The sequence below is a fragment of the Ciceribacter azotifigens genome, from assembly GCF_048159625.1.
GTDB lineage: Bacteria > Pseudomonadota > Alphaproteobacteria > Rhizobiales > Rhizobiaceae > Allorhizobium > Allorhizobium azotifigens.
This window is the reverse complement of sequence record NZ_JBLQTA010000017.1, coordinates 1-21,806: the sequence shown is the minus strand read 5'-3', so window position 1 is coordinate 21,806 and position 21,806 is coordinate 1. Positions and strand designations below refer to the sequence as shown.

14 protein-coding genes, 1 pseudogene and 1 CRISPR repeat array are annotated in these 21,806 nt (G+C 60.3%); of the genes and pseudogenes, 10 read left to right on the top strand and 5 right to left on the bottom strand.

From position 1 onward, the window contains the following. Positions 1 to 198 precede the first annotated feature (198 nt). Together ACM6UT_RS19465 and ACM6UT_RS19460 are read right to left on the bottom strand one after the other, a co-directional pair. Positions 199 to 453: a type II toxin-antitoxin system prevent-host-death family antitoxin gene (locus ACM6UT_RS19465; protein WP_416799006.1), complete on the bottom strand. Its 255-nt coding sequence runs from the start codon at positions 451 to 453 to the stop codon at positions 199 to 201. A gap of 294 nt (positions 454 to 747) precedes the next feature. Continuing rightward, positions 748 to 858: pseudogene (locus tag ACM6UT_RS19460) on the bottom strand (helix-turn-helix domain-containing protein); the annotation flags it as partial. Positions 859 to 1,034: 176 nt separating this feature from the next. Between ACM6UT_RS19460 and cas3 the strand changes: the two are divergent. The 7 genes from cas3 to cas2 are packed head-to-tail and all read left to right on the top strand — an operon-like array spanning position 1,035 to position 8,742. Continuing rightward, the gene (gene cas3, locus ACM6UT_RS19455; protein WP_416799005.1) at positions 1,035 to 3,281 is read left to right on the top strand and encodes a CRISPR-associated helicase Cas3'; all 2,247 of its coding nucleotides are present in this window, start codon (positions 1,035 to 1,037) and stop codon (positions 3,279 to 3,281) included. Between the two features lie 43 nt (positions 3,282 to 3,324). Further along, entirely contained in the window at positions 3,325 to 4,023 is a 699-nt protein-coding gene (gene cas5c, locus ACM6UT_RS19450; protein WP_416799004.1) for a type I-C CRISPR-associated protein Cas5c, read from the top strand. Further along, the gene (cas8c, locus tag ACM6UT_RS19445; protein WP_416799003.1) at positions 4,020 to 5,783 is read left to right on the top strand and encodes a type I-C CRISPR-associated protein Cas8c/Csd1; all 1,764 of its coding nucleotides are present in this window, start codon (positions 4,020 to 4,022) and stop codon (positions 5,781 to 5,783) included. The genes cas5c and cas8c overlap by 4 nt, the downstream gene beginning before the upstream one ends. Continuing rightward, positions 5,780 to 6,730, top strand: coding sequence for a type I-C CRISPR-associated protein Cas7/Csd2 (gene cas7c / locus ACM6UT_RS19440; protein WP_416799002.1), 951 nt, complete (start codon positions 5,780 to 5,782; stop codon positions 6,728 to 6,730). Before cas8c ends, cas7c begins: the two co-directional genes overlap by 4 nt. Positions 6,731 to 6,754: 24 nt before the next feature. Next, a complete protein-coding gene (gene cas4, locus ACM6UT_RS19435) occupies positions 6,755 to 7,408 on the top strand; it encodes a CRISPR-associated protein Cas4 (RefSeq protein ID WP_416799001.1) in 654 nt (217 codons plus the stop codon). Continuing rightward, a complete protein-coding gene (gene cas1c, locus ACM6UT_RS19430) occupies positions 7,405 to 8,439 on the top strand; it encodes a type I-C CRISPR-associated endonuclease Cas1c (RefSeq protein WP_416799000.1) in 1,035 nt (344 codons plus the stop codon). The genes cas4 and cas1c overlap by 4 nt, the downstream gene beginning before the upstream one ends. A 12-nt stretch (positions 8,440 to 8,451) precedes the next feature. Then, the gene (gene cas2 / locus ACM6UT_RS19425; RefSeq protein WP_416798999.1) at positions 8,452 to 8,742 is read left to right on the top strand and encodes a CRISPR-associated endonuclease Cas2; all 291 of its coding nucleotides are present in this window, start codon (positions 8,452 to 8,454) and stop codon (positions 8,740 to 8,742) included. A 286-nt stretch (positions 8,743 to 9,028) separates the two neighbouring features. Then, positions 9,029 to 15,608: direct repeats of the CRISPR family, unit length 32 nt; unit sequence GTCGCCTCCCTCGCGGAGGCGTGGATCGAAAC. A 409-nt stretch (positions 15,609 to 16,017) separates the two neighbouring features. Here cas2 and ACM6UT_RS19420 read toward each other — a convergent pair. Further along, a complete protein-coding gene (locus ACM6UT_RS19420; protein ID WP_416798998.1) occupies positions 16,018 to 16,713 on the bottom strand; it encodes a nucleotidyl transferase AbiEii/AbiGii toxin family protein in 696 nt (231 codons plus the stop codon). Between the two features lie 155 nt (positions 16,714 to 16,868). After that, a complete protein-coding gene (locus ACM6UT_RS19415) occupies positions 16,869 to 17,936 on the bottom strand; it encodes a type IV toxin-antitoxin system AbiEi family antitoxin (RefSeq protein WP_416798997.1) in 1,068 nt (355 codons plus the stop codon). A 498-nt stretch (positions 17,937 to 18,434) separates the two neighbouring features. Here ACM6UT_RS19415 and ACM6UT_RS19410 point away from each other — a divergent pair, with 498 nt between their 5' ends. The 3 genes from ACM6UT_RS19410 to ACM6UT_RS19400 all read left to right on the top strand — a co-directional run bounded on the left by ACM6UT_RS19410 (position 18,435) and on the right by ACM6UT_RS19400 (position 21,579). Next, entirely contained in the window at positions 18,435 to 19,940 is a 1,506-nt protein-coding gene (locus ACM6UT_RS19410) for an ATP-binding protein (RefSeq protein WP_416798996.1), read from the top strand. A gap of 372 nt (positions 19,941 to 20,312) precedes the next feature. Further along, complete coding sequence (locus tag ACM6UT_RS19405; RefSeq protein WP_416798995.1) at positions 20,313 to 20,795, top strand: helix-turn-helix domain-containing protein; 483 nt, start codon at positions 20,313 to 20,315, stop codon at positions 20,793 to 20,795. An 88-nt stretch (positions 20,796 to 20,883) separates the two neighbouring features. Further along, a complete protein-coding gene (locus tag ACM6UT_RS19400) occupies positions 20,884 to 21,579 on the top strand; it encodes a hypothetical protein (RefSeq protein ID WP_416798994.1) in 696 nt (231 codons plus the stop codon). Here the strand turns inward: ACM6UT_RS19400 and ACM6UT_RS19395 are convergent. Further along, on the bottom strand, positions 21,543 to 21,806 hold a 264-nt coding region (locus ACM6UT_RS19395), incomplete at its 5' end, for a hypothetical protein (protein WP_416798993.1). The genes ACM6UT_RS19400 and ACM6UT_RS19395 overlap by 37 nt on opposite strands.

Below are 21,806 nucleotides of genomic sequence, written 5' to 3'. Positions count from 1 at the left end.
CCAGGGATCAACGACAATTACGCCGGCCCCTTGAAGTCCTTCACGTTGCGCGCAACGGCCGCGAGGTTGCGAGCCAGAGCCGTGGCGGCAATCAGCGCGTCGGCTTCAACAAGACGCGCGGGAACGAGTCACTGGGATCGCCTTTGCCATCTTCGATCTTGCGAAGCTCGGAGACGACATTGGTGTCCAGCAGATAGTTTATGACAGGTCGACTTCGCGACGTTTGACGAGGCTCCGTGTGGGCGCGAACTCGATGTCGCTCAAACCCGGCATGGAGAGAGCAGAGACAAGGCTGCGACGCGTTCGGCAAAGGCGCTCGAACTCCTCATAGGTCATCAGAACATGCGAGGGCCTACCGGGATCCGTAATGATCACGGGCCCGTTCTGCGCGGCCTTCTTGGCGCTGCTGACATCGCGGTCGAGCTCACGGCTCGAAAGGGTCGTGACGGTCATCGCTCACTCCAATGTAGGTACGTACCGCGTATCGCGCATTTGCCTGCCATGAGCAGTTCGAGGAAAGAGATTATTGATATTCGCGTTTGCTGTCGCCGGAATCGAGGCGTTCACTCCTATGGCATCGTCAGGGTCATCAACACCGCTCCAGCCGGCTCCCAATCCTACCGGCAAAGTGGTTGCTGCAATCGGCACCTGTCATTTTGTTCAATATGGGAAATGTGCCTGCAACGGGACCAGAAAATTGTGCTCATGCTTCAAGCTTTTCAAACGCCGCGCGAGGAGACCTCGCCACGCCAGCATCTGCAGCCCGCACTTTACAAGCGACAGGAGCTTGAGTGCCGGCCCGCTCGGCCGTTTAGCATCTGTTCCCCACTTCCGGACCGTCGACTCGCTGGTGTTTATCGCACCAGCTCGCTTTCGAATCGATCTACCATGATTTCAGGATGCTATAGCTCGATCGCCATATCCGTGGAGAAGCTCCATGGGGACGATTTCGGCCGTCCGAACCGGTTGCCTTCTTAGCCCATACCCGCTTGATTGACATGGCACCTTCTGCAGTCTTGAGAAGTGGTGGAGAGATGAGCTGGTATGCGCATAGCGGGCACGAACGGAACAAGGCCGATTGGCAGCGACTCGCTGATCATCTGACTGCAGTGGCGGAACTCGCCGGACGTATGGCGAAGAGCTTAGGCCTCGAGCGCGCCGGGCATGTCGCCGGGCTGTTTCACGATCTGGGCAAATATAACCGCGCCTTTCAGTTGAAGCTGGAAGGGCGAGAAGGCCGTGTCGATCATTCCACCGCCGGTGCGAAGGTGCTGCTGGATCTTGTCGAGCCCAAAGACAAGTTGATGGCGGAATTGATTGCCTATGCCATTCTCGGTCATCATGCCGGCTTGCCCGACCGAACGAACGAGACGGACGCCTGCTTCAATCAGCGTATGGAGCGTTCTGCACCGATTGACGGGGCGTGGCGGGATGAATTGCGGTTCGATCTTTCGGGTCTGATTCCGCATGCGCTGATGAACCGCGCGAGGTTCAAGAATGAAACACAGGGCTTTGCTGTCTCCTTCATAGGCCGCATGATCTTTTCCTGCCTGGTGGATGCCGACTTTAAGGATACGGAAGCCTATTATGCAAGCATCGGTCAGGCCGGGGCGGACCGCGACTGGACGACGTTTGGCGACCTGATCGATCACTTCATCGCGCGCTTCGACGCGCATATGGCCAGGTTCTCGGCATCGTCTGGCAAGCTCAACCGCTTGCGATCCGATGTCCTTTCCCACGTCCGAGCCAAGGCAGTCGAGGCTCCTGGTCTTTTTACGCTGACCGTCCCGACCGGCGGCGGGAAGACGTTGGCCTCGTTGGGCTTCGCGCTTGATCACGCCAAACGCCACGGCCACAGCCGCATCATCTATGCCATCCCCTTTACCTCGATCATCGACCAGACGGCGGCAATCTTTCGCCAAGTGCTGGGAGGCGATCACGTGCTCGAGCACCATTCCTCGGTCGATGAGGAAAAGTTCGACGGGAGGGCGCGCGAGCAGAAGGACAAGCTGAAAGTCGCCACCGAAGACTGGGCAGCCCCAATCGTAGTGACGACGAATGTGCAGCTTTTCGAAAGTCTATTTTCAGCCCGCACCTCGCGGGCGCGCAAGCTGCATAATATTGCCAACTCGGTCATTGTGCTCGATGAGGCGCAGACGCTGCCGCGCGGTCTGCTCATCCCGACGATGCGGGTGCTGGAAGAGCTTGCAGCCCGCTACGGCTGCTCCATCGTGCTCTGCACGGCAACACAGCCGGCGCTGCGCGTCCGGCCCGATTTTCCGTATGGCCTACCGCTGGAAGGGCGCGAGCTTGCCCCCGATCCCCTCAATCTCCAGTACAGACTTGCGCGAACCCATATCCGCCACGCGGGCGAAATGGACAATGCGGCGCTCATCGCTGCGCTTTCGGATCGCGAACAGGCGCTCGTCATCGTCAACAGCCGACGGCATGCGTTGGAGCTTTTCCGGGAGGCCGAGGCCGCCGGTCTCGAAGGTCTCGTCCATCTGACAACGCGGCTGTACCCGGCCCATCGCAAGCGTGTCCTGGCAGATGTGCGCAATCGCCTCACAAAGGGCCTGCCATGCCGGCTCATTGCAACCAGCCTGATCGAGGCGGGCGTCGATGTCGATTTTCCCGTTGCCTGGCGTGCGGAAGCGGGCCTCGATCAGATCGTGCAGGCAGCGGGTCGCGTAAATCGCGAAGGAAAACGTGCGCGGGACCAGAGCGTCGTCACGGTCTTCACGCCTGTCGGTTACAATCCGCCAAGGGAGATCAAGGGGTTGATCGGCGACATGAAGCGGATCATCGGCCGCCACGAGGATCTGACGGCGCTCACCGCCGTTGAGGATTATTTCGGCGAAGTCTATTGGCGCGTCGGCCAGAAGGGACTTGATGCGAAGAACATCCTCGACCGTCTCATCGTGACCAGGCAGGAAACCAACTTCGCCTATCGCGCGATCAGCGAGGATTTCCGCATGATCGAAAGCGGGCTTGCGCCCGTGATTATCGCCATCGAAGAAGATGCGAAGAAAATAGTGGATCAACTAAGGATTGAGAACGTATCGTCTGGAAGGCTGGCCCGTGATCTGCAACCTTACATCGTACAAGTGCCGCCGAAGGCGAGGGAGATGCTGATCCGGAACGGCCATGCCTTGTATGTGGCCCCGGAGTTGAGGGGAGATCAGTTCGTTCTTCTCCTGAAGGATGATTTCTACACGGACGAGACCGGGCTGTTTTGGGAGGACGCAGATCGGTTGTCGGAGTCGGACATGATTATCTGACGAACATGTGAATTGTGGTCTGCTTTTGGGGGAGGTGAAGCGTTTGACCTACGGAATTAGGCTAAAAGTCTGGGGCGATTATGCCTGTTTCACTCGCCCGGAAATGAAGGTCGAGCGCGTCTCTTATGATGCCATGACCCCCTCGGCCGCGCGCGGCATACTCGAGGCCATCCACTGGAAGCCGGCAATCCGCTGGATCGTCGATGCTGTCCATGTGCTGGAGCCGATCCGGTTCCAGTCGATCCGCCGCAACGAGGTGGGCCACAAGGCCCCGGCCGGCAAGATCAAGTCGGCGATGAGGCGCGGCGATCTGGAAGGGCTCAACCTGCTCGTCGATGAGGACCGGCAACAGCGGGCGGCTACCGTTCTCGTGCGCCCCGCCTATGTCATCGAAGCGCATTTCGAATTGACCGCGAAGGCAGGGGCGGACGACAACGAGGGCAAGCATCTCGACACGTTCAACCGCCGCGCGGCGAGGGGACAATGCTTCCACCAGCCCTGTCTCGGAACGCGAGAATTCGCCGCGGATTTTGAGCTCTTGTCGCATGACGCGCCCTTGCCCCAAGCCGAACCGGAGGCGCGAACGCCGGAGCTTGGCTTCGGCACGACGCGCGATCTCGGTTTCATGCTTCATGACATCGATCATCAGGCTCCCGGCCGCCCATCGATGTTCTTTCGGGCGAAGCTCGATCAGGGTGTGATCAAGGTTCCGCATCCGTCTTCGCCGGAGGTGCTGCGATGAGCATTCTGACGTCGCTGGTGAATGCGTATGATCGGCTGCCCGATGCGCCTCCATTCGGCTATTCGAACGAGAAGATCGGTTTTGTCATTTCTCTGAACGAGGACGGCAGCGTCTTCGATGTCATCGACTGGCGGGACGGCGAGGGGAAGAAGGCGCGGCCGCGGCAAACGCTGGTGCCGCAGCCCGTCAAGCGGACTGTTGCCATTGCGCCAAACTTCCTTTGGGACAAGACCTCGTATGTGCTTGGCATTACTGCGGGTGAGGGCAAGCGCACCTCCGAGGAGCACAAGGCCTTCATCGAGAAACATCTGGAAGCCATCGGCGAGTCCGATGACGCGGGCTTGCGCGCCCTGTCGCTGTTCCTGACGAACTGGTCGCCAGACCAATTCGTGCTGCCCCAATGGACGGAGGAAATGAAGGACCAGAATGTCGTTTTCGCTCTGGAGTCGGAACGCCGCAGCCGCTTCTTGCATGATCGCCCGGCCGCAAAGGTGCTTTGGGCGCGCGTTTCCGCCTCCGCCGGGGACGCAGCCTCGATCTGTCTGGCGACCGGAAATCCCGGAATTGTGGCGCGGCTTCATCCGTCCATCAAGGGCGTCTGGGGCGCACAATCGTCCGGCGCGGCGCTGATCTCCTTCAATCTGGACGCCTTTGAGTCCTATGGCCATACCCAGGGCGAGAACGCCCCCGTTTCGGAGGCTGCGGCCTTCGCCTACACGACGGCCCTCAACCGCTTCCTCGAACGCGACAGCGGCCATCGCATCCAGATCGGTGACGCCTCGACGGTGTTCTGGGCCGATGCAAAGGATATGGAGGCGGCGGAAGAGGCGGAAGACATGCTCGCCTTGTATCTGGATTCCGACCCGGAAGAGGCGAAATCGGATGAGGAGAAGAATGCCGCCAGCAAGATCAAGGAAAAGCTTGCGGCGATCCGTGAGGGCCGCGCCTTGCGCGAGGTGGAGCCGCGTCTGGCGGATGGCGTCCGATTTTACGTCCTGGGGCTCGCACCGAACGCAGCGCGGCTTTCCGTTCGCTTCTTCTATCAGGGGGATTTCGGCAGCCTGACGGCGAACTATCAGCGCTTCATGGCCGACATGCGCATCGAGCCGCCGCCGCGCGACGGCTATCCACCGCTCTGGCGCTATCTGCGCGAGACTGCTGTGCTTGGCAAAAGTGAAAACGTGACGCCGAACCTGGCTGGTGAATGGATGCGCGCGATCCTTGCCGGAACATCCTATCCCCTCACACTCATGTCTTCCGTGCTCACGCGCATCCGCGCCGATGGAGACATCAACGCCTTGCGCGCCGGGATTTTGAAGGCGCTGCTTGTCCGAAATTTTGATAGGGAGAATACGCCTGTGGCACTCGACCCCTCGTTCTCGAACAAAGGCTATCTGCTAGGACGACTTTTTGCCGTCTACGAGCAAATCCAGTCGGCGGCGCTTGGCACCAAGGTCAACGCGACGATCAAGGACAAGTTCTACGGCTCAGCGTCTGCCCAGCCGCGCAAGGTTTTCCACCTGTTGGACACAGGATCTGCCAACCATCTGTCGAAAGTGGGAAAGCAGAAGCCCGGCTACCGGGTCGTCCTTGAGAAGCAGGTAGCCGCGATCATGGAGATGATGGAGCCGGGCAACGATCCCTATCCGGCCTCGCTCTCAGCCGAAGATCAGGCACTTTTCGGTCTCGGCTATTATCACCAGCGCAACGAAGCCTTCAAAAAGACCGCACAGACGATTTCCGAGGGAGAAACGGCATGACCACCATCAGTAACCGCTATGATTTCGCGCTCATTTTCGAAGTCGTCAACGGCAATCCCAACGGCGATCCGGATGCCGGCAATCTGCCACGCCTTGACCCGGAGACCAATCGCGGGCTGGTGACGGATGTCAGCCTCAAGCGCAAGATCAGAAATTATGTCGATCTGGCGCGCCATGGCGAGGACGGTCTGCACATCTATGTGGAGGAGGGCGCGATCCTGAACGACAAGCACCGTCAGGCCTATCGCGCCGTCCGCAAGGACGACCCGAAGGTGGACAAGGACGCGAAGCTGAACCCGAAGGACGATGCGGAAGCCAAGGTGCTGACGCGCTTCATGTGTGACAACTTTTTCGACGTCCGCACCTTCGGCGCGGTCATGTCGACCGGCGTCAATTGCGGTCAGGTCAAGGGGCCGGTGCAGGTGAGCTTTGCCCGCTCCGTCGAACCGATCCTGCCGCTTGAAATTTCCATCACCCGAATGGCCGCCACCAACGAGGCGGAGAAGAAGCAGAAGGCCGAAGGCGACGATTCCTCCGATCGGACGGACAATCGTACGATGGGCCGCAAGCATATCGTCCCTTACGGGCTCTATCTCGCGCATGGCTTCATTTCTGCCAAGTTTGCCGAGCGGACCGGCTTTTCCGACGCCGATCTCAGGCTGCTCTTCGAGGCGCTGACCAGCATGTTCGAGCATGACAGGTCGGCTGCGCGCGGCGAGATGGCGACCCGGAAACTGGTGGTCTTCAAGCATGAGAACGCATTGGGCAATGCGCCGGCGCACACGCTTTTCGACCGCGTGAAGATCGGTCGCAACATCGATGGCACGTTCCACGCCATTGATGGCCGCCTCGACAATTTCCCGCCGGCCCGCACCTTCTCCGACTATATCGTCACCATCGACCGCGACAATCTTCCTGCGGGCGTCGAGATCATCGAGAAGCTTTGAGCCATGGCGGGCGCGGAGGAGGGGATGGCTGCCGGTTTCGACGGAGAGCCTATTCCGCTCTCCGCCCTCCAGCATGCCGTCTACTGTCTGCGACAGGCTGCGCTCATTCATATTGAGCGGCTGTGGGCGGATAATCGGTTCACCGCCGAGGGCCATGTGATGCACGTCGTCGCCGACAAAGGCGGCGGTCGCAAGGTGAGGGGCATTCGCCGCGTCATGGCGCTGCCGCTCGCGAATCGACGCCTGAACCTTTCCGGTGTCGCGGATGTGGTGGAATTTCTCGACGGCCGAGATGGCGAGACACCCTTTCCTATTGAATACAAACGCGGGAAGCCAAAGCTGCACAGAGCCGACGAGGTTCAGCTGTGCGCGCAAGGGCTCTGTCTTGAGGAAATGACGGGGCGTTCGGTTCCGGAGGGCGCGTTGTTTTACGGCGAAACCCGCCGTCGCGTTGTGGTGCCGTTCGATGATGAGTTGCGGAATCAGACGGAGGAGACGGTCGCCGCACTTGCCGAGGTTTTCGCCTCGGGGCGAACGCCGCCGCCTACGACGCGCCGCGAGCGCTGCCGTGCCTGTTCTCTGCTCGAACTCTGCCGTCCGGATGCCGTTGGACGATCTGTCCGCGCATGGCGCGCGCGAATGGTGGAACAAAGTCTTGCCGGGGTGGGGAATGCATGAAGAAGCTGTTGAACACCGTCTATGTCACCACGGAAGGCGCGGTTCTGCGCAAGGATGGCGAAAACATCGTCGCCGAAATCGAAGGCGTGGAGCGTAGCCGGGTTCCGTTGCACATGCTATCCGCAGTGGTCGCCTTCGGCGCGATCCACGTCTCGCCACCGCTCATGGGCGCGCTCGCGGCGGCCGGCATCACTCTGACCTTTCTCGATCGCAACGGCCGTTTCCAGGCGCGGCTCGAGGGGCCGATCAGCGGCAATGTGCTGTTGCGTCGCGCGCAGTATCGCGTCTGCGACCAGCCAGAGGAGGTGGTCGGCTCCTTTCTCATTGGCAAGATCGCCAATCAGCGCGCCGTGCTCATGCGCTCCTTGCGCGATTATGGCGAGGACTATCTCCCCGAGCAGCGCCAGGCGCTTGACCATGTCTGCGACCGCCTTGCCCATATCCTGCGCCGCGTTGAGCGCGCCGACGACACACTGGAGCGCCTGCGCGGCTCGGAAGGCGAGGCGGCCAACTTGTATTTCTCGGTCTTCGACCACCTGATCCGCTCGCCGGACGAAGCCATGCGTTGGCAGGGCCGCTCGCGCCGTCCGCCGCTCGATCCCGTCAACGCGCTCCTCTCGTTTCTCTATACGCTTCTCACGCATGATTGCCGCTCGGCGCTGGAAAGCGTCGGACTGGACCCGGCGGCTGGTTTTCTGCATCGCGATCGGCCAGGTCGACCCTCGCTCGCGCTTGACCTGATGGAAGAGCTTCGGCCCGTGCTGGCTGACCGCCTTGCGCTCTCCCTGATCAACCGCCGACAACTGCGTGCAGGCGATTTCGAGTTTCGGGAAAGCGGAGCGGTGCTGATGTCCGACGAGGCGCGCAAGACAGTGCTGACCGCCTGGCAGGACCGAAAGCGCGAGGAACGGCAGCATCCCTTTCTCGGCGAGAAGGCGCCGCTCGGGCTTGTACCCTATCTCCAGGCGCAGATGTTAGCGCGCCATCTGCGCGGCGACCTCGACGCCTATCCGCCCTGGTTCTGGAAGTGAGTCTGCCGAATTATGCTGGTTCTTGTCACCTATGACGTCAATACCACGGAGGGGAAAGGCGCCGCCCGACTTCGCGGGGTTGCCAAGGCATGCCGCGATTACGGCCAGCGCGTTCAATATTCGGTCTTCGAAATAGAGCTTGATCCGGCACAATGGACCCGACTGAAGGCTCGGCTTGAGAGCATCATCAACCCAGAAGTTGATAGCCTGCGCTACTACTATCTAGGCGCAAACTGGCAAAGGCGAGTGGAACATGTTGGTGCCAAGCCCGCAACGGACCTCGGCGGCACGCTGATGGTGTAGGATGACTGAGAGGTGGGGCTGCGGCGCATTGACACCCTCATTCCATGGTCTGCGACCAGCGCTCGCTATGCTCGGTAACGCCGATTGACTCCACCATAAGTCGATGTCGCGCGAACCGCCAGCGTGCTGGCTTTTATCGAGACGTTCGCACACTTTCTTGTTCTTTGAAATCGTGAAGGAAGCTTGCAGGCGCTAATGGCGGATGATTTCGTCGTTGTCGCTAACGAGCGTAGTGCGCACCACGAGTGCTTTTAGCAAAGCGAAATCTGTGATTTACCGTAAGCCAGTCGCCTCCCTCGCGGAGGCGTGGATCGAAACTTGTTGTTGCCGTTCACATAGGAAAACAGTGCCGTGTCGCCTCCCTCGCGGAGGCGTGGATCGAAACTTCTTCATGCGGTTGAGAAGCGCGTTGTGCTTCGGTCGCCTCCCTCGCGGAGGCGTGGATCGAAACATTCGCGCCATTTTCGACTGCCTGAGCGCCTTCGTCGCCTCCCTCGCGGAGGCGTGGATCGAAACTTCCTCAAGTCGGGGTCGGCATTGATGGCCATGTGTCGCCTCCCTCGCGGAGGCGTGGATCGAAACATCTGGTTTGCGTAGTCCTGCTGGACGAGGCCGGCGTCGCCTCCCTCGCGGAGGCGTGGATCGAAACAATGCGGATTATGGCGCAAGGCCTAGAATGTTTGGTCGCCTCCCTCGCGGAGGCGTGGATCGAAACACATTGCCGGCGACAGTGGCGCGGAAGCCTCTGTGTCGCCTCCCTCGCGGAGGCGTGGATCGAAACTTCGGCGTATCGATCTTTGGACGCATCATCGTCACGTCGCCTCCCTCGCGGAGGCGTGGATCGAAACTAGAACTCGGCATAATCTACCATTGGAAGAAGGACGTCGCCTCCCTCGCGGAGGCGTGGATCGAAACCATGTCGTCAATGGTGATTTCGGCAAGCGGCTCGTCGCCTCCCTCGCGGAGGCGTGGATCGAAACGAGAACGCTATGGCGAAGGCGAATTCCGCCGCCGTCGCCTCCCTCGCGGAGGCGTGGATCGAAACCGTGCCGACGTCCACGAAACAACGTCATTGGGTTGTCGCCTCCCTCGCGGAGGCGTGGATCGAAACCTCCAAGGTCAGGCGGGCCAGTGCTGGTCGGCCGTGTCGCCTCCCTCGCGGAGGCGTGGATCGAAACGCCGTCATGGCGCTCTGCCCGCAGCATACGTTCCGTCGCCTCCCTCGCGGAGGCGTGGATCGAAACTCTGTAAGCGGGGTATGACAGATGCGCTCCTATAGTCGCCTCCCTCGCGGAGGCGTGGATCGAAACCTTGTTTCGAATGATATGTGGCTAACGCGCCTGGGGTCGCCTCCCTCGCGGAGGCGTGGATCGAAACGACTGCGGATGCACCACACACTGCACCAAGACGGTCGCCTCCCTCGCGGAGGCGTGGATCGAAACTGCGGCTGAAATCCGCAAGCTCAAGGAGACATGGGTCGCCTCCCTCGCGGAGGCGTGGATCGAAACTCCTGCAGCCGCACAAGCTGGTGCAGGACACGAACGTCGCCTCCCTCGCGGAGGCGTGGATCGAAACCATGGTCAGCGCAGGGAACCTTCGCTCACAGCCTGTCGCCTCCCTCGCGGAGGCGTGGATCGAAACTCGTCCGACCCGGAGACGGAAACGACCGCATCCTGTCGCCTCCCTCGCGGAGGCGTGGATCGAAACTGCCGCGACAACGTCTACGACCACGAGACGCATGTGTCGCCTCCCTCGCGGAGGCGTGGATCGAAACCGGCATTCAGGACGGGGCGACGGCCAATGCTACGGGTCGCCTCCCTCGCGGAGGCGTGGATCGAAACTTCACAAGACGTGCGGCCTTGCGTCCATCCTTGGTCGCCTCCCTCGCGGAGGCGTGGATCGAAACAACAAGACCCCGTTCTACACACCCGAGAACTATGGTCGCCTCCCTCGCGGAGGCGTGGATCGAAACTACCTCATCGTCATGGAGCCAGTAGCGATTGACGGTCGCCTCCCTCGCGGAGGCGTGGATCGAAACAACGAACATACCGAGTGAGGACAGGCCACCGGTCGTCGCCTCCCTCGCGGAGGCGTGGATCGAAACTCCATGACGTAGTGGTTCTTGCAGAAGACCGTAGGTCGCCTCCCTCGCGGAGGCGTGGATCGAAACACGCTGCGTGGCCACGATGTGGAAGAGTTCGTCGGGTCGCCTCCCTCGCGGAGGCGTGGATCGAAACCCTACGATCGCCAGCGCGAAGCCATATGCGAGAAAGTCGCCTCCCTCGCGGAGGCGTGGATCGAAACCCGCGAGGACTGGCTCGCTGCATTGGCGCCGTCCGTCGCCTCCCTCGCGGAGGCGTGGATCGAAACATCGATCGGAAGACCGGGTTCGTCGGGATCGGCGTCGCCTCCCTCGCGGAGGCGTGGATCGAAACGGAAAGCAGGTGCAGCGGCTGATGCGCGCTGCCCGGTCGCCTCCCTCGCGGAGGCGTGGATCGAAACCGAAAGGGGATGAATGCCCGACTGGTCGACAGCGGTCGCCTCCCTCGCGGAGGCGTGGATCGAAACTCTCTACATTTGGGGCGGTCAACTGACCGTAAACAGTCGCCTCCCTCGCGGAGGCGTGGATCGAAACATGCGTGATGCCCGATCTGTGGCGGACCGCATGAGTCGCCTCCCTCGCGGAGGCGTGGATCGAAACCTTGCCCTCCGCTTTCAATTGCAGTGGTTGGGCGTCGCCTCCCTCGCGGAGGCGTGGATCGAAACCCGGAAGTTGCGCAGCAGGCTCCAGCAGCACCGCGTCGCCTCCCTCGCGGAGGCGTGGATCGAAACATCCTTGTAGCCAAACCATGTAACGATGTTGTCGTCGCCTCCCTCGCGGAGGCGTGGATCGAAACCTTGACAAGTCCTTGCATCACGCCACCTGCCTTTGTCGCCTCCCTCGCGGAGGCGTGGATCGAAACGGTCTAAAAAGCGCGCAAATTGGCGGCGCGCGGCGGTCGCCTCCCTCGCGGAGGCGTGGATCGAAACCGTTCGCCAGCCATCCCTTTGTCGGGGCCGGGAAGTCGCCTCCCTCGCGGAGGCGTGGATCGAAACCTCGCAGCGCGCGACATCTCGGAAAGAGCGCCGAGTCGCCTCCCTCGCGGAGGCGTGGATCGAAACCCGGCACCGCCCACGACCGTTACGGCCGAAGGAATGTCGCCTCCCTCGCGGAGGCGTGGATCGAAACGACGCCCGTCGCTTCGAGATCGCGATGGAGCAGGGTCGCCTCCCTCGCGGAGGCGTGGATCGAAACGGCAACTTCCAGCGCGGCTATCTGATCATCGACCGTCGCCTCCCTCGCGGAGGCGTGGATCGAAACCATGGACATGATCGCAACCTCTTCGCCCGGCTCTGTCGCCTCCCTCGCGGAGGCGTGGATCGAAACTTGAGCCAGTCGCCAATGCGAACGCTTTTGGCAGTCGCCTCCCTCGCGGAGGCGTGGATCGAAACCCCTTGTAACGGACCAGGCGGACACCAAGGCGGCGTCGCCTCCCTCGCGGAGGCGTGGATCGAAACCATGTCAGTGAGTACAAGGTCGAGCCAAGCAAGGGTCGCCTCCCTCGCGGAGGCGTGGATCGAAACAGAAGCTTGATCGCTTCGAAGTTGGTGATGCCGCGTCGCCTCCCTCGCGGAGGCGTGGATCGAAACTTGGCCATAACACCTCACTCCTGCACCGCGAAGCAAGTCGCCTCCCTCGCGGAGGCGTGGATCGAAACCTAGCGGCATCTGGGCGATCAGAAGATCGCGCACGTGTCGCCTCCCTCGCGGAGGCGTGGATCGAAACGAATCCTTGTAGCGCGAAAGCACAATGCCTTCGTGGTCGCCTCCCTCGCGGAGGCGTGGATCGAAACAGCAGCATCAAGGGCTGCGACGGCTTCCGCCTCGGTCGCCTCCCTCGCGGAGGCGTGGATCGAAACCGTTCAAGGATAACTCCTTCGATGCGGTTATTTCGTCGCCTCCCTCGCGGAGGCGTGGATCGAAACCAGTGTCAATATAGAATGCTTGACCAACTCCATTGTCGCCTCCCTCGCGGAGGCGTGGATCGAAACAACTTCCCGCCGTGGAATGAGGTGACACCCTCCAAGTCGCCTCCCTCGCGGAGGCGTGGATCGAAACTGCGCATCACCAGCGGAACCGTAGGGGTTGGCGGGGTCGCCTCCCTCGCGGAGGCGTGGATCGAAACACGGCCGGCTATGCCAGCGTGCCGATGCCGATCGGTCGCCTCCCTCGCGGAGGCGTGGATCGAAACCATCAGTAGAGGCTCCCGCCATAGCCGGAAACATGTCGCCTCCCTCGCGGAGGCGTGGATCGAAACTCGACCCGAACAAGGGTGACATCGTCGGACCTGGTCGCCTCCCTCGCGGAGGCGTGGATCGAAACACGTATACGGGAGGCATTCTCTATCTCGACCAGGGTCGCCTCCCTCGCGGAGGCGTGGATCGAAACACCGGTGAAGGGACGGCAGGGCTCGCGGCGCTGAGTCGCCTCCCTCGCGGAGGCGTGGATCGAAACGCCGGCAAGTATCCCGGCACGCTTGCGAACGTGAGTCGCCTCCCTCGCGGAGGCGTGGATCGAAACGCATTAAAATGCGTGACATGGTGCAAAATGGTACGTCGCCTCCCTCGCGGAGGCGTGGATCGAAACTCGGATAGCGGCGTTGAAATGGTGATCGCCGGAACGGTCGCCTCCCTCGCGGAGGCGTGGATCGAAACTCCCATGGCAAAGCGCCCCGCCGAGGCAGGGTGAGTCGCCTCCCTCGCGGAGGCGTGGATCGAAACGCCCATACCGTCGCCTGACTGTAGCCAGACCCATGTCGCCTCCCTCGCGGAGGCGTGGATCGAAACGGAGAAGACATGAGCGCTTCCGCACTCTGCTTGTGTCGCCTCCCTCGCGGAGGCGTGGATCGAAACGATGCTGATACCCTGCCCCGTGCCGCCAACACCGGTCGCCTCCCTCGCGGAGGCGTGGATCGAAACTTCCTTATGGCTGCATCATGGCGGGAGATTGGGAGTCGCCTCCCTCGCGGAGGCGTGGATCGAAACCTCATGTCGTCCTGACCTCCGTCGTTTCGTTTCGGTCGCCTCCCTCGCGGAGGCGTGGATCGAAACGTCATGGTCCGCTCGAAGCGAAGCGTGGCGTTCGTCGCCTCCCTCGCGGAGGCGTGGATCGAAACATGATCCGGTCGGAAAAGCCGGTCGGCGCGGACGGTCGCCTCCCTCGCGGAGGCGTGGATCGAAACGTTCCGGTGACCGGCGACGTCGCGACCGCGAGCAAGTCGCCTCCCTCGCGGAGGCGTGGATCGAAACGTCATGACGAGATCACGATCGTTGCTGCAGTCCAGTCGCCTCCCTCGCGGAGGCGTGGATCGAAACATCGTCATCAAGAACGACGATGCGTCGGCGAAGCAGGTCGCCTCCCTCGCGGAGGCGTGGATCGAAACTGGACGTAAGCCATTTCATCACGTATCGCCGCCGGTCGCCTCCCTCGCGGAGGCGTGGATCGAAACTCCTTGACCCGTTCGAACAGGCCGATTTTCTCGTGTCGCCTCCCTCGCGGAGGCGTGGATCGAAACTCCATCACGCCGCCCTCGTCTTCGAAAGCCGAACGTCGCCTCCCTCGCGGAGGCGTGGATCGAAACAATTGCCACAGATAGAGCGAGCCCTGCGCAACCCGTCGCCTCCCTCGCGGAGGCGTGGATCGAAACGTCGAGGATGTCGGCAAGGGATCGTTCGCCGAGTGTCGCCTCCCTCGCGGAGGCGTGGATCGAAACCGCAACCCTGTTCTGATCGCTCGACGGATCACTGGTCGCCTCCCTCGCGGAGGCGTGGATCGAAACTATGCCATTGAAATATTTGGTGATCCCGGCGCGGTCGCCTCCCTCGCGGAGGCGTGGATCGAAACGCCAACGGGGGCGTGGCACGGTTCGGAAAGCCGCGTCGCCTCCCTCGCGGAGGCGTGGATCGAAACCTCGTTTATGCGGCCGATGATGCGGGACCGACCAGTCGCCTCCCTCGCGGAGGCGTGGATCGAAACATGTTCTGCCAGCCGACATTGTAGACCGCACACGTCGCCTCCCTCGCGGAGGCGTGGATCGAAACCAGCCGCCTGGAACGGGGTTATTTCCGGGACCAAGGTCGCCTCCCTCGCGGAGGCGTGGATCGAAACCGCGCTCGCGGCTTCAATACCGACGGCCCGCACCGTCGCCTCCCTCGCGGAGGCGTGGATCGAAACCACGTCTCTGGCGGAACCACTGATAGAGTGTAATGTCGCCTCCCTCGCGGAGGCGTGGATCGAAACGGGTGATCAAATGCAAGATACATTCGACCGTCTGGTCGCCTCCCTCGCGGAGGCGTGGATCGAGACTCGTTTAGAATGCTCACGCTACTCTCCCCCCAAGTCGCCTCCCTCGCGGAGGCGTGGATCGAAACGAACGGTAGCTGCGTTCATCGAAGGAGTCCCACAGTCGCCTCCCTCGCGGAGGCGTGGATCGAAACTGTTCGAAAGTGCCCGTTGCGAGATCGACGCGCATGTCGCCTCCCTCGCGGAGGCGTGGATCGAAACTTATGGGCAACAACAACCCGAATGCCGGGACAGGTCGCCTCCCTCGCGGAGGCGTGGATCGAAACACGATGAATTTCGTGATGATGCCGACGGGCGCGGTCGCCTCCCTCGCGGAGGCGCGGATCGAAACTCCCGCTACCCACCCGACATATCCTGCTGATCGATGTCGCTTCCCTCGCGGAGGCGTGGATCGAAACGAGCCAGATGTAATGGACGCCCTGCGCCAGGCAGGTCACCTCACTCGCGGAGGCATGGACCGAAACACCGGCGCATCTGCTCCGGAGAGGGTTACGAAGTCGAAGCAAGCGCTATTTTTCAATAGCATCGCCGGCGCTAACAGCGGGTCGCAGGTTCACATCCCTTCAAGAGCATAGTCAGCAGCGAGGTCATGATATGCGACGCTCGTATCTCGCTGCGCACCAGGTGACGATGCTCAACGGCACGGCGGTGGATCTGGCGGTGACCTTCACCTGCGATCCTGAGGGTACCATGTGAAGGACGTCGATGGCGGGCACGGCGTTGTCTTCGGACGCTTCTGTCAACCATGTGTTGATCATAGGCGGGGACTGACCCAGTTTGTAACTTCTCCATACCAACGTTCAGCCGAAAAAATTGCTTTATGTCGAAATTCTTATCGCAGCTTAGCCGGGGCAGCGCCAAGTGGGGAATGAGTTAAAACCCTAAAGCGGCAAGCCAGGTCCGCACTTGTCCGTAAGCGTCTTGCTGCCATTCATCGCCTGTACGACCGTCCAAGATGTCTTCCTTCTCTACGAAGGTTCGCACGCAGACCGGACCAAAATCGTCGACTTCCCTGAATTTCTCAGCAATTTTTTGGTAGCCTTCAGTAGCGCTCTTCGCGCCCATAAGCGGTCCGCAAGCTTCCACAAGAGCGTCCAGTCCGCCTGGGAAATTTCGGACCGAATAATAGATGTCATAGGCGTCTTTAGGTTTGTTCCGTCCTTCGATCGCATGGCCCTTCATCGCAAGCAGAGCCGGAATCGAAGCGACTGCAATCATCACGCGGTTCTTGCCACCGTTGGGCATCTTACCTTCGATTGCGACCATTTCATAAAAACGGGTGGCCAGGTCCGCACCAAATGCACGCTGAGTTGCGAAATCGGCAGTCAGGGGAGGACGGTTTTTTTTGATCACTGCGTCAAACGGCCTAAGGAAATCAATCAGGACCTCAATGTCCTCTCCGCCATCTCCGGGGCTGACCGTGCGGACCATCTGGAAATTTCTCAGGTGTTCGCGCGGAGCGTAACCCTGCGCTCGGAGGGAATCGACGAGTCCCTTGTATTGCGCATCGTCGGCCAATGCCTCAGCGTCGAGGCTGAGATCAACATCGCCCGTGCCGACATGCTTCATCTCAGCGTCCTCTAGGAGAAGCCAAGGTACTGCGCCACCGACGACTGCGAATTGGCCACGATAACTGCCAAGGGTTTGTCCGATTTCGACAAGAACAGACCGAACGGCGGTGCTCAAGCGATCGGAATATTCGGGAGCGTATCTAGGTTCTTCTATCATGTCCGCCAGTCTATCAGTTTTGAGCGAAGGAATTGGGCCCCCTCCTTCCCGCGGTCTCCCGAGTTAGAGAGATCGAGATATGTTTGGACCGCGCTGGTGGCACGCAACCCTTCGGAGACCTGTATTGCATCATCTAAGACGCCATCTTCATCCGGAAGGACGACAACGATGTTGCCACCCTTAGAGACGGGTTTTAAATTGATTGCCTCTGTCAGCGATACGAAGCCTGGCTCATCGGCATAGATATAATTGTTCGGATGGCGCACGAACGGAGCGAGCCATTCGGCCGCAGAAAAGGACGCCAGAACGACCTGCCCATGTCCAGCTGCAGCCCGAACGCGGTCGGTGAGTTGTCGACCGTGATAGGGTGTATAGCAATGGTACACTTCGCCTTTGGGCGGTTGGTAATTTTCAGCCCAACTGTCCAGCAGATCATCTGGAGATACGAGCACGAGCCCATCATCGGTTAATTCGGCCCAGCCAAACTCACGAATGCGGGCGCCAACATTGCTCGCCAAGCCAGCACTTACCTTCGCCGCCTCCGCCAAGTCAGAAATACGCCAATGGCGGCCTGGGTGGTGGAGCAAGCATCGTAGAACGCGCGCCGCTTTGGGCTTGTACATGGATCTGAGGCTGCGTCGTTCTGACTCTGGCCGGCCTGGAACAGATCGCTCTATGTAGATCCCGTCGGACGTAATCAGAGCATTGCCGAAATAATCGAGATAGCCAACATTTTCTTCTCGACACACTGCACGCGCTTGCGGCGACAAGTATGGCGCCATGACCACCGGTACATAGTCTTTTTGCACATTCTGTAAGTGCCGCTGCAGGGTCTCAGCAGCATTCCTCACCATTTGCGGCTGCCCAGAGGCTTTAACTTCGATTACGAGGTTAAGGGGTTTGCCTGCAAATTGCGCTTTTACCTTGATATCGGCGCTCCAGCGACCGGAATCGATGGACTCCCGTTCAATGCTGTTGATCTGCAGGTTGGGCACGCCGGTCAGGAAATCCTCGATCACCTGAGGTGCAGATCGTTCGATGTTCACTGAATTTACTGGTTTCATCGTTCTGTTGAATCGCCTAAAACGGTGAACAAGTCAAGAGGCGTTCATCAGAATTGGTTATTCAACTGGACGCTGAACACGGGAGATCGGTGAACGACGTAAATTTCTACCTTGCTTTGACGGCGCCTGAATTCGCTGAATCGAAAGTCGCAAAGTACGTGCTATCAAGCGCTTAACCAGCCGAGTAAGTACCGCTGGTTCAAATCCCTTCAAGGCGAGTTTATCTACGATCCCGTCTTGTCCGTACCCTCTCGACGGTTATACTGTTTTTGAGGAACAGTATAACGCCGGAGCCGAACCGTTCTGCAGGAAAGTACGGTTTCCGCAGAGAACAATCGGGCTGAAGCGATAAAGCGCCGCCGAGAGACGGCTGACGCTATCGAAAAGGCACGGGAGGACGTTGAGCTTGCGGAGGCTCAGGAGCAGGAGCTCCGAGATCGGCTTGCCCGCTTCGACACGGCAACAAAGGCACGTGAGGCGTTTGAGCGCCTGGATGACTTGAAGCAACGCTTGGCCGAGGCGGAGAAGATCCGCCAAGGCATTGAAGAGGGCGAGGCGCAACTCGCCTTCCTGAAAATTCCGGCAAAGGCTATCGATGAGCTGCAAACCCGCGAAGTCGAGATTGCTAAGCTCCGTGCCATCGATGAGGCCGCTCGCCCCTCACTTTCAATTCACTACGAGGCCGATGCGGTCGCAACGGTGACCCTGGACGGCAAGCCTCTGGCAGACGGGGAAGACCAAACCTACGAGGGGCAGGCTCGGCTTGCTGTTCCAGGAATTGGAACAATCACGCTGCGATCGAACCGCGCCGGTCGGAATGACGGTCAACTGGTGCAGGCAGAAGCGGCACGAAGCGCGCTCCTTGCCTCAATGGGCGTAGACAGCCTCTCTGCGGCACGGGATCGGCAGGAGAGGGTACAGCAGGCCGAAGCTGACCTGAACCAGTTACGGGGCCGGCTATCCTTCATCGCTCCGGAGGGCTTGGCGACGTTGAGAGAGGCTGTCGCCGCGGCTGACACGATCAGCCTTGAAGTTGTCGACCCGACTGAGGATCCGACGCTGCTCCGGACAGCGCTGGCGCAAGCCGAAGAACGCCGAAAGCAGGCGCGCCTCGCTCTGCGCGAGGTAGTGCCAGAACAGCCCCGTGCTGACGAAGCCTTCGTCGCTGCTGAAACGGCGTTGGCGTCTCTCATGTCCGATCGGGCGCAGTTGGCTGCGATCCTGGGGCCAGAAGAAGCGCGCGCAGAGCGCGAACGCGCATTGTCGTCCACGCTGACCGATCTAGACCAATCGCTTTCTGAGGCGGAGGCACTTGCGCTGAGAGTAGGAGCAGACGCTGGTGATCTCGCGTCGATCGAGGCGGCATTGACGCGCGCTCGCTCTATCGAGGCAGCGGTCGACAAGGAGATCAATTCGCTGCGGGAGACCATGGCCGGGCTGAACGCAGAGATCCGGGCGCAATCCGACGAGGCGGTGGAAGAGAAATGGCGGGAGACCTGGGATGCGCTCACTGCCGCGACCGCGCGGGTGGCTGCATTCGAGAAGGAGGTGGCTGTCCTGCAGCGTGTTGCTGCCGCCTTGGAAACTGCCAGGACAGAGGCTCGCGAACTTTACCTCAAACCTGTCATGGCTGAACTGGGGCCGCTGCTCAGACTGCTCTTCGACGATGTTTCGATCACCTTCGATGACAAGACGCTTCTACCCCAGACCATTCTGCGCAACGGACAGGAAGAAGATGTCGATCGCCTGAGCGGCGGAATGCGGGAGCAGCTGTCCGCGCTGACGCGCCTCGCCTTTGCAAAGCTTCTGGCGCGTGACGGTAGGCCAGCGCCCGTCATCCTCGATGATGCGCTGGTCTACTCCGACGACGATCGCATCGAGAAGATGTTCGACGCACTCCACAGGCAGTCTCGCGAGCAGCAGATTATCGTTTTTTCCTGTCGCCAGCGTGCGTTTCAGAAGCTTGGAGGAAATGTGTTACACATGACAGATTGGCAGCCGTAGAGCCAAGCTCGACCAACAATTTGTCCAGAGCGATCACCGCGTGGGCGCCTTCAGAAGACGGGGCACGGGCCGTGTGAGGGCGCGTTCGCCCTTCCTAGCCTGACTTCGGCATGCTACGACCTCTCTACAACAAGAAAATCGCAGCTTTGGTATGGAAAGTACCAATCCCACCCGTATGGAAGCTGACTACCCGAGGTGGGGGCGAAAGCCATCCACTAAAACAGCGTGAACCTTATAGCACTACAAGTGGACACAGCACAATCAACGCAGATTAGGGTACCCCCTCAGTTTTCCATACCCTCGACTGTCCCATTCATTGAAAGCCGGTATGCGCCCACGTATCTTCTTTGCAACCGAAGGAGATTTAAAACCATGAGCGCAACGCCTACCGATGCAGAAGTCATCAACTTCCCTAAGCCCGCAGCTAAGAAGCCGTCCTCAACCGAGCGCATCTGGGGCAAGGCCGTCTATAGCCATGGCTATGCCGGCATTCCCTCCATCCTGATCCAGGCGCAACGCCGCCTTGGCATCAACGCGATGCAGATGAACATCATCATCCAGCTCCTGGATTACTGGCATGAGCCGACGCGCAAGCCGTTTCCGGCCAAGAAGGAACTGGCGAAACGCATGGATGTCACGGAAAAGACCATCCAGAACAATATGCGCGCTCTGGAGAAGGCTGGCTATATCAAGCGCGAAATGCGCAAGACCGCCGCTGGGGACTGGAACAGCAATATCTACCACCTAGACGGCCTGGTGGCCAAGATTCAGGCGCTTGAGCCGGAATTTACTGCTGAAAAGAAGCAGCGGAAGGAAGCCAAGGCGGCCTTGCAAACCCCGAAGCATCTCAAGTGATTAGGGCAAAAAATTACCCCGGCCGCATGCCTAGGGCAGAGACGGTACCGGGGTGTACGATTACCCATATAGAGGGGGTGGGGAAAAAATGCAAGAGGAAGTAGGGAAGCCAGTTTCCTATGAAGCGCTGGAAATGGCGCTTTCCCTGGAGCGGTTTGGCCGTTACCTCGACTGGGCGAATGGCGACCGGGACCGTGCTATCGAGCTGTATACGCTCAATACCCTGATTTCGGAAAGTCTTTATACGCCGCTGCAGATGCTGGAGGTGGCACTGCGCAATCGCATCCATGCCGTCATGACCGAAGCAGTCAATGAAAGCTGGTTTCACGAACCGGGATTGCTGCTCGGCGAATGGCAGCCCGAACAGCTCGCCAAGGCGATTCAGGACATTCAGGAAGCCAAGAAGGAGCCGACGCCCGGCCGGGTCGTCGCGGCGCTGACGTTCAGCTTCTGGACCGCCATGTTCGGCAAGGACTATGAAACTCTGTGGCAGACGACCCTGCACAAGATCGCCCGCAAGGCGGACGGAAAGGGCTTGCGAAGGAAGGATTTCTCTGGCCCACTGGCACAGACCCGCAGCCTGCGCAACCGCATTGCCCATCACGAGCCGGTCATCATGTGGAACTTGCCGAAGCGCTACGACAGCATGGTGGAAATGACCGGCTGGTTGTCCCCGTCGGCGGCCGCCTGGTGCCAGGCACACTCCCGGTTCCAGGAGATCTATCCGCCCGAGCCAATTAAGTTACATCAGTCGCCCAACGAAGCGAACGGCGAGAAAGCCTGATCGAATGACCAATCCCACGCTTCTTCTCCTGCGGTAGAAAAAGCGGTGGCGAGCGCACAATCAGCTGTTTTTTCAGAGCCTTGAGAAAGGCAGATGCGGGCTGCGGGTTCGAATCCGTTCAAGGCGAGGCTACGGCAGCTTTGCGCCAAGAGGAGACATTCGAGGACTGGATGGACTAACCATGAACTGCCGCCCACATCACGGATGCGCTCATGCCGACCTTGGTT

Coding starts and splice junctions, on each gene's coding strand:
- cas7c (WP_416799002.1), top strand. CDS start 5,780: ATGACCACCATCAGTAACCGCTATGATTTCGCGCTCATTTTCGAAGTC.
- cas3 (WP_416799005.1), top strand. CDS start 1,035: ATGAGCTGGTATGCGCATAGCGGGCACGAACGGAACAAGGCCGATTGG.
- ACM6UT_RS19405 (WP_416798995.1), top strand. CDS start 20,313: ATGAGCGCAACGCCTACCGATGCAGAAGTCATCAACTTCCCTAAGCCC.
- cas8c (WP_416799003.1), top strand. CDS start 4,020: ATGAGCATTCTGACGTCGCTGGTGAATGCGTATGATCGGCTGCCCGAT.
- ACM6UT_RS19415 (WP_416798997.1), bottom strand. CDS start 17,936: ATGAAACCAGTAAATTCAGTGAACATCGAACGATCTGCACCTCAGGTG.
- cas4 (WP_416799001.1), top strand. CDS start 6,755: ATGGCTGCCGGTTTCGACGGAGAGCCTATTCCGCTCTCCGCCCTCCAG.
- cas1c (WP_416799000.1), top strand. CDS start 7,405: ATGAAGAAGCTGTTGAACACCGTCTATGTCACCACGGAAGGCGCGGTT.
- ACM6UT_RS19400 (WP_416798994.1), top strand. CDS start 20,884: ATGCAAGAGGAAGTAGGGAAGCCAGTTTCCTATGAAGCGCTGGAAATG.
- ACM6UT_RS19420 (WP_416798998.1), bottom strand. CDS start 16,713: ATGAAGCATGTCGGCACGGGCGATGTTGATCTCAGCCTCGACGCTGAG.
- cas2 (WP_416798999.1), top strand. CDS start 8,452: ATGCTGGTTCTTGTCACCTATGACGTCAATACCACGGAGGGGAAAGGC.
- ACM6UT_RS19465 (WP_416799006.1), bottom strand. CDS start 453: ATGACCGTCACGACCCTTTCGAGCCGTGAGCTCGACCGCGATGTCAGC.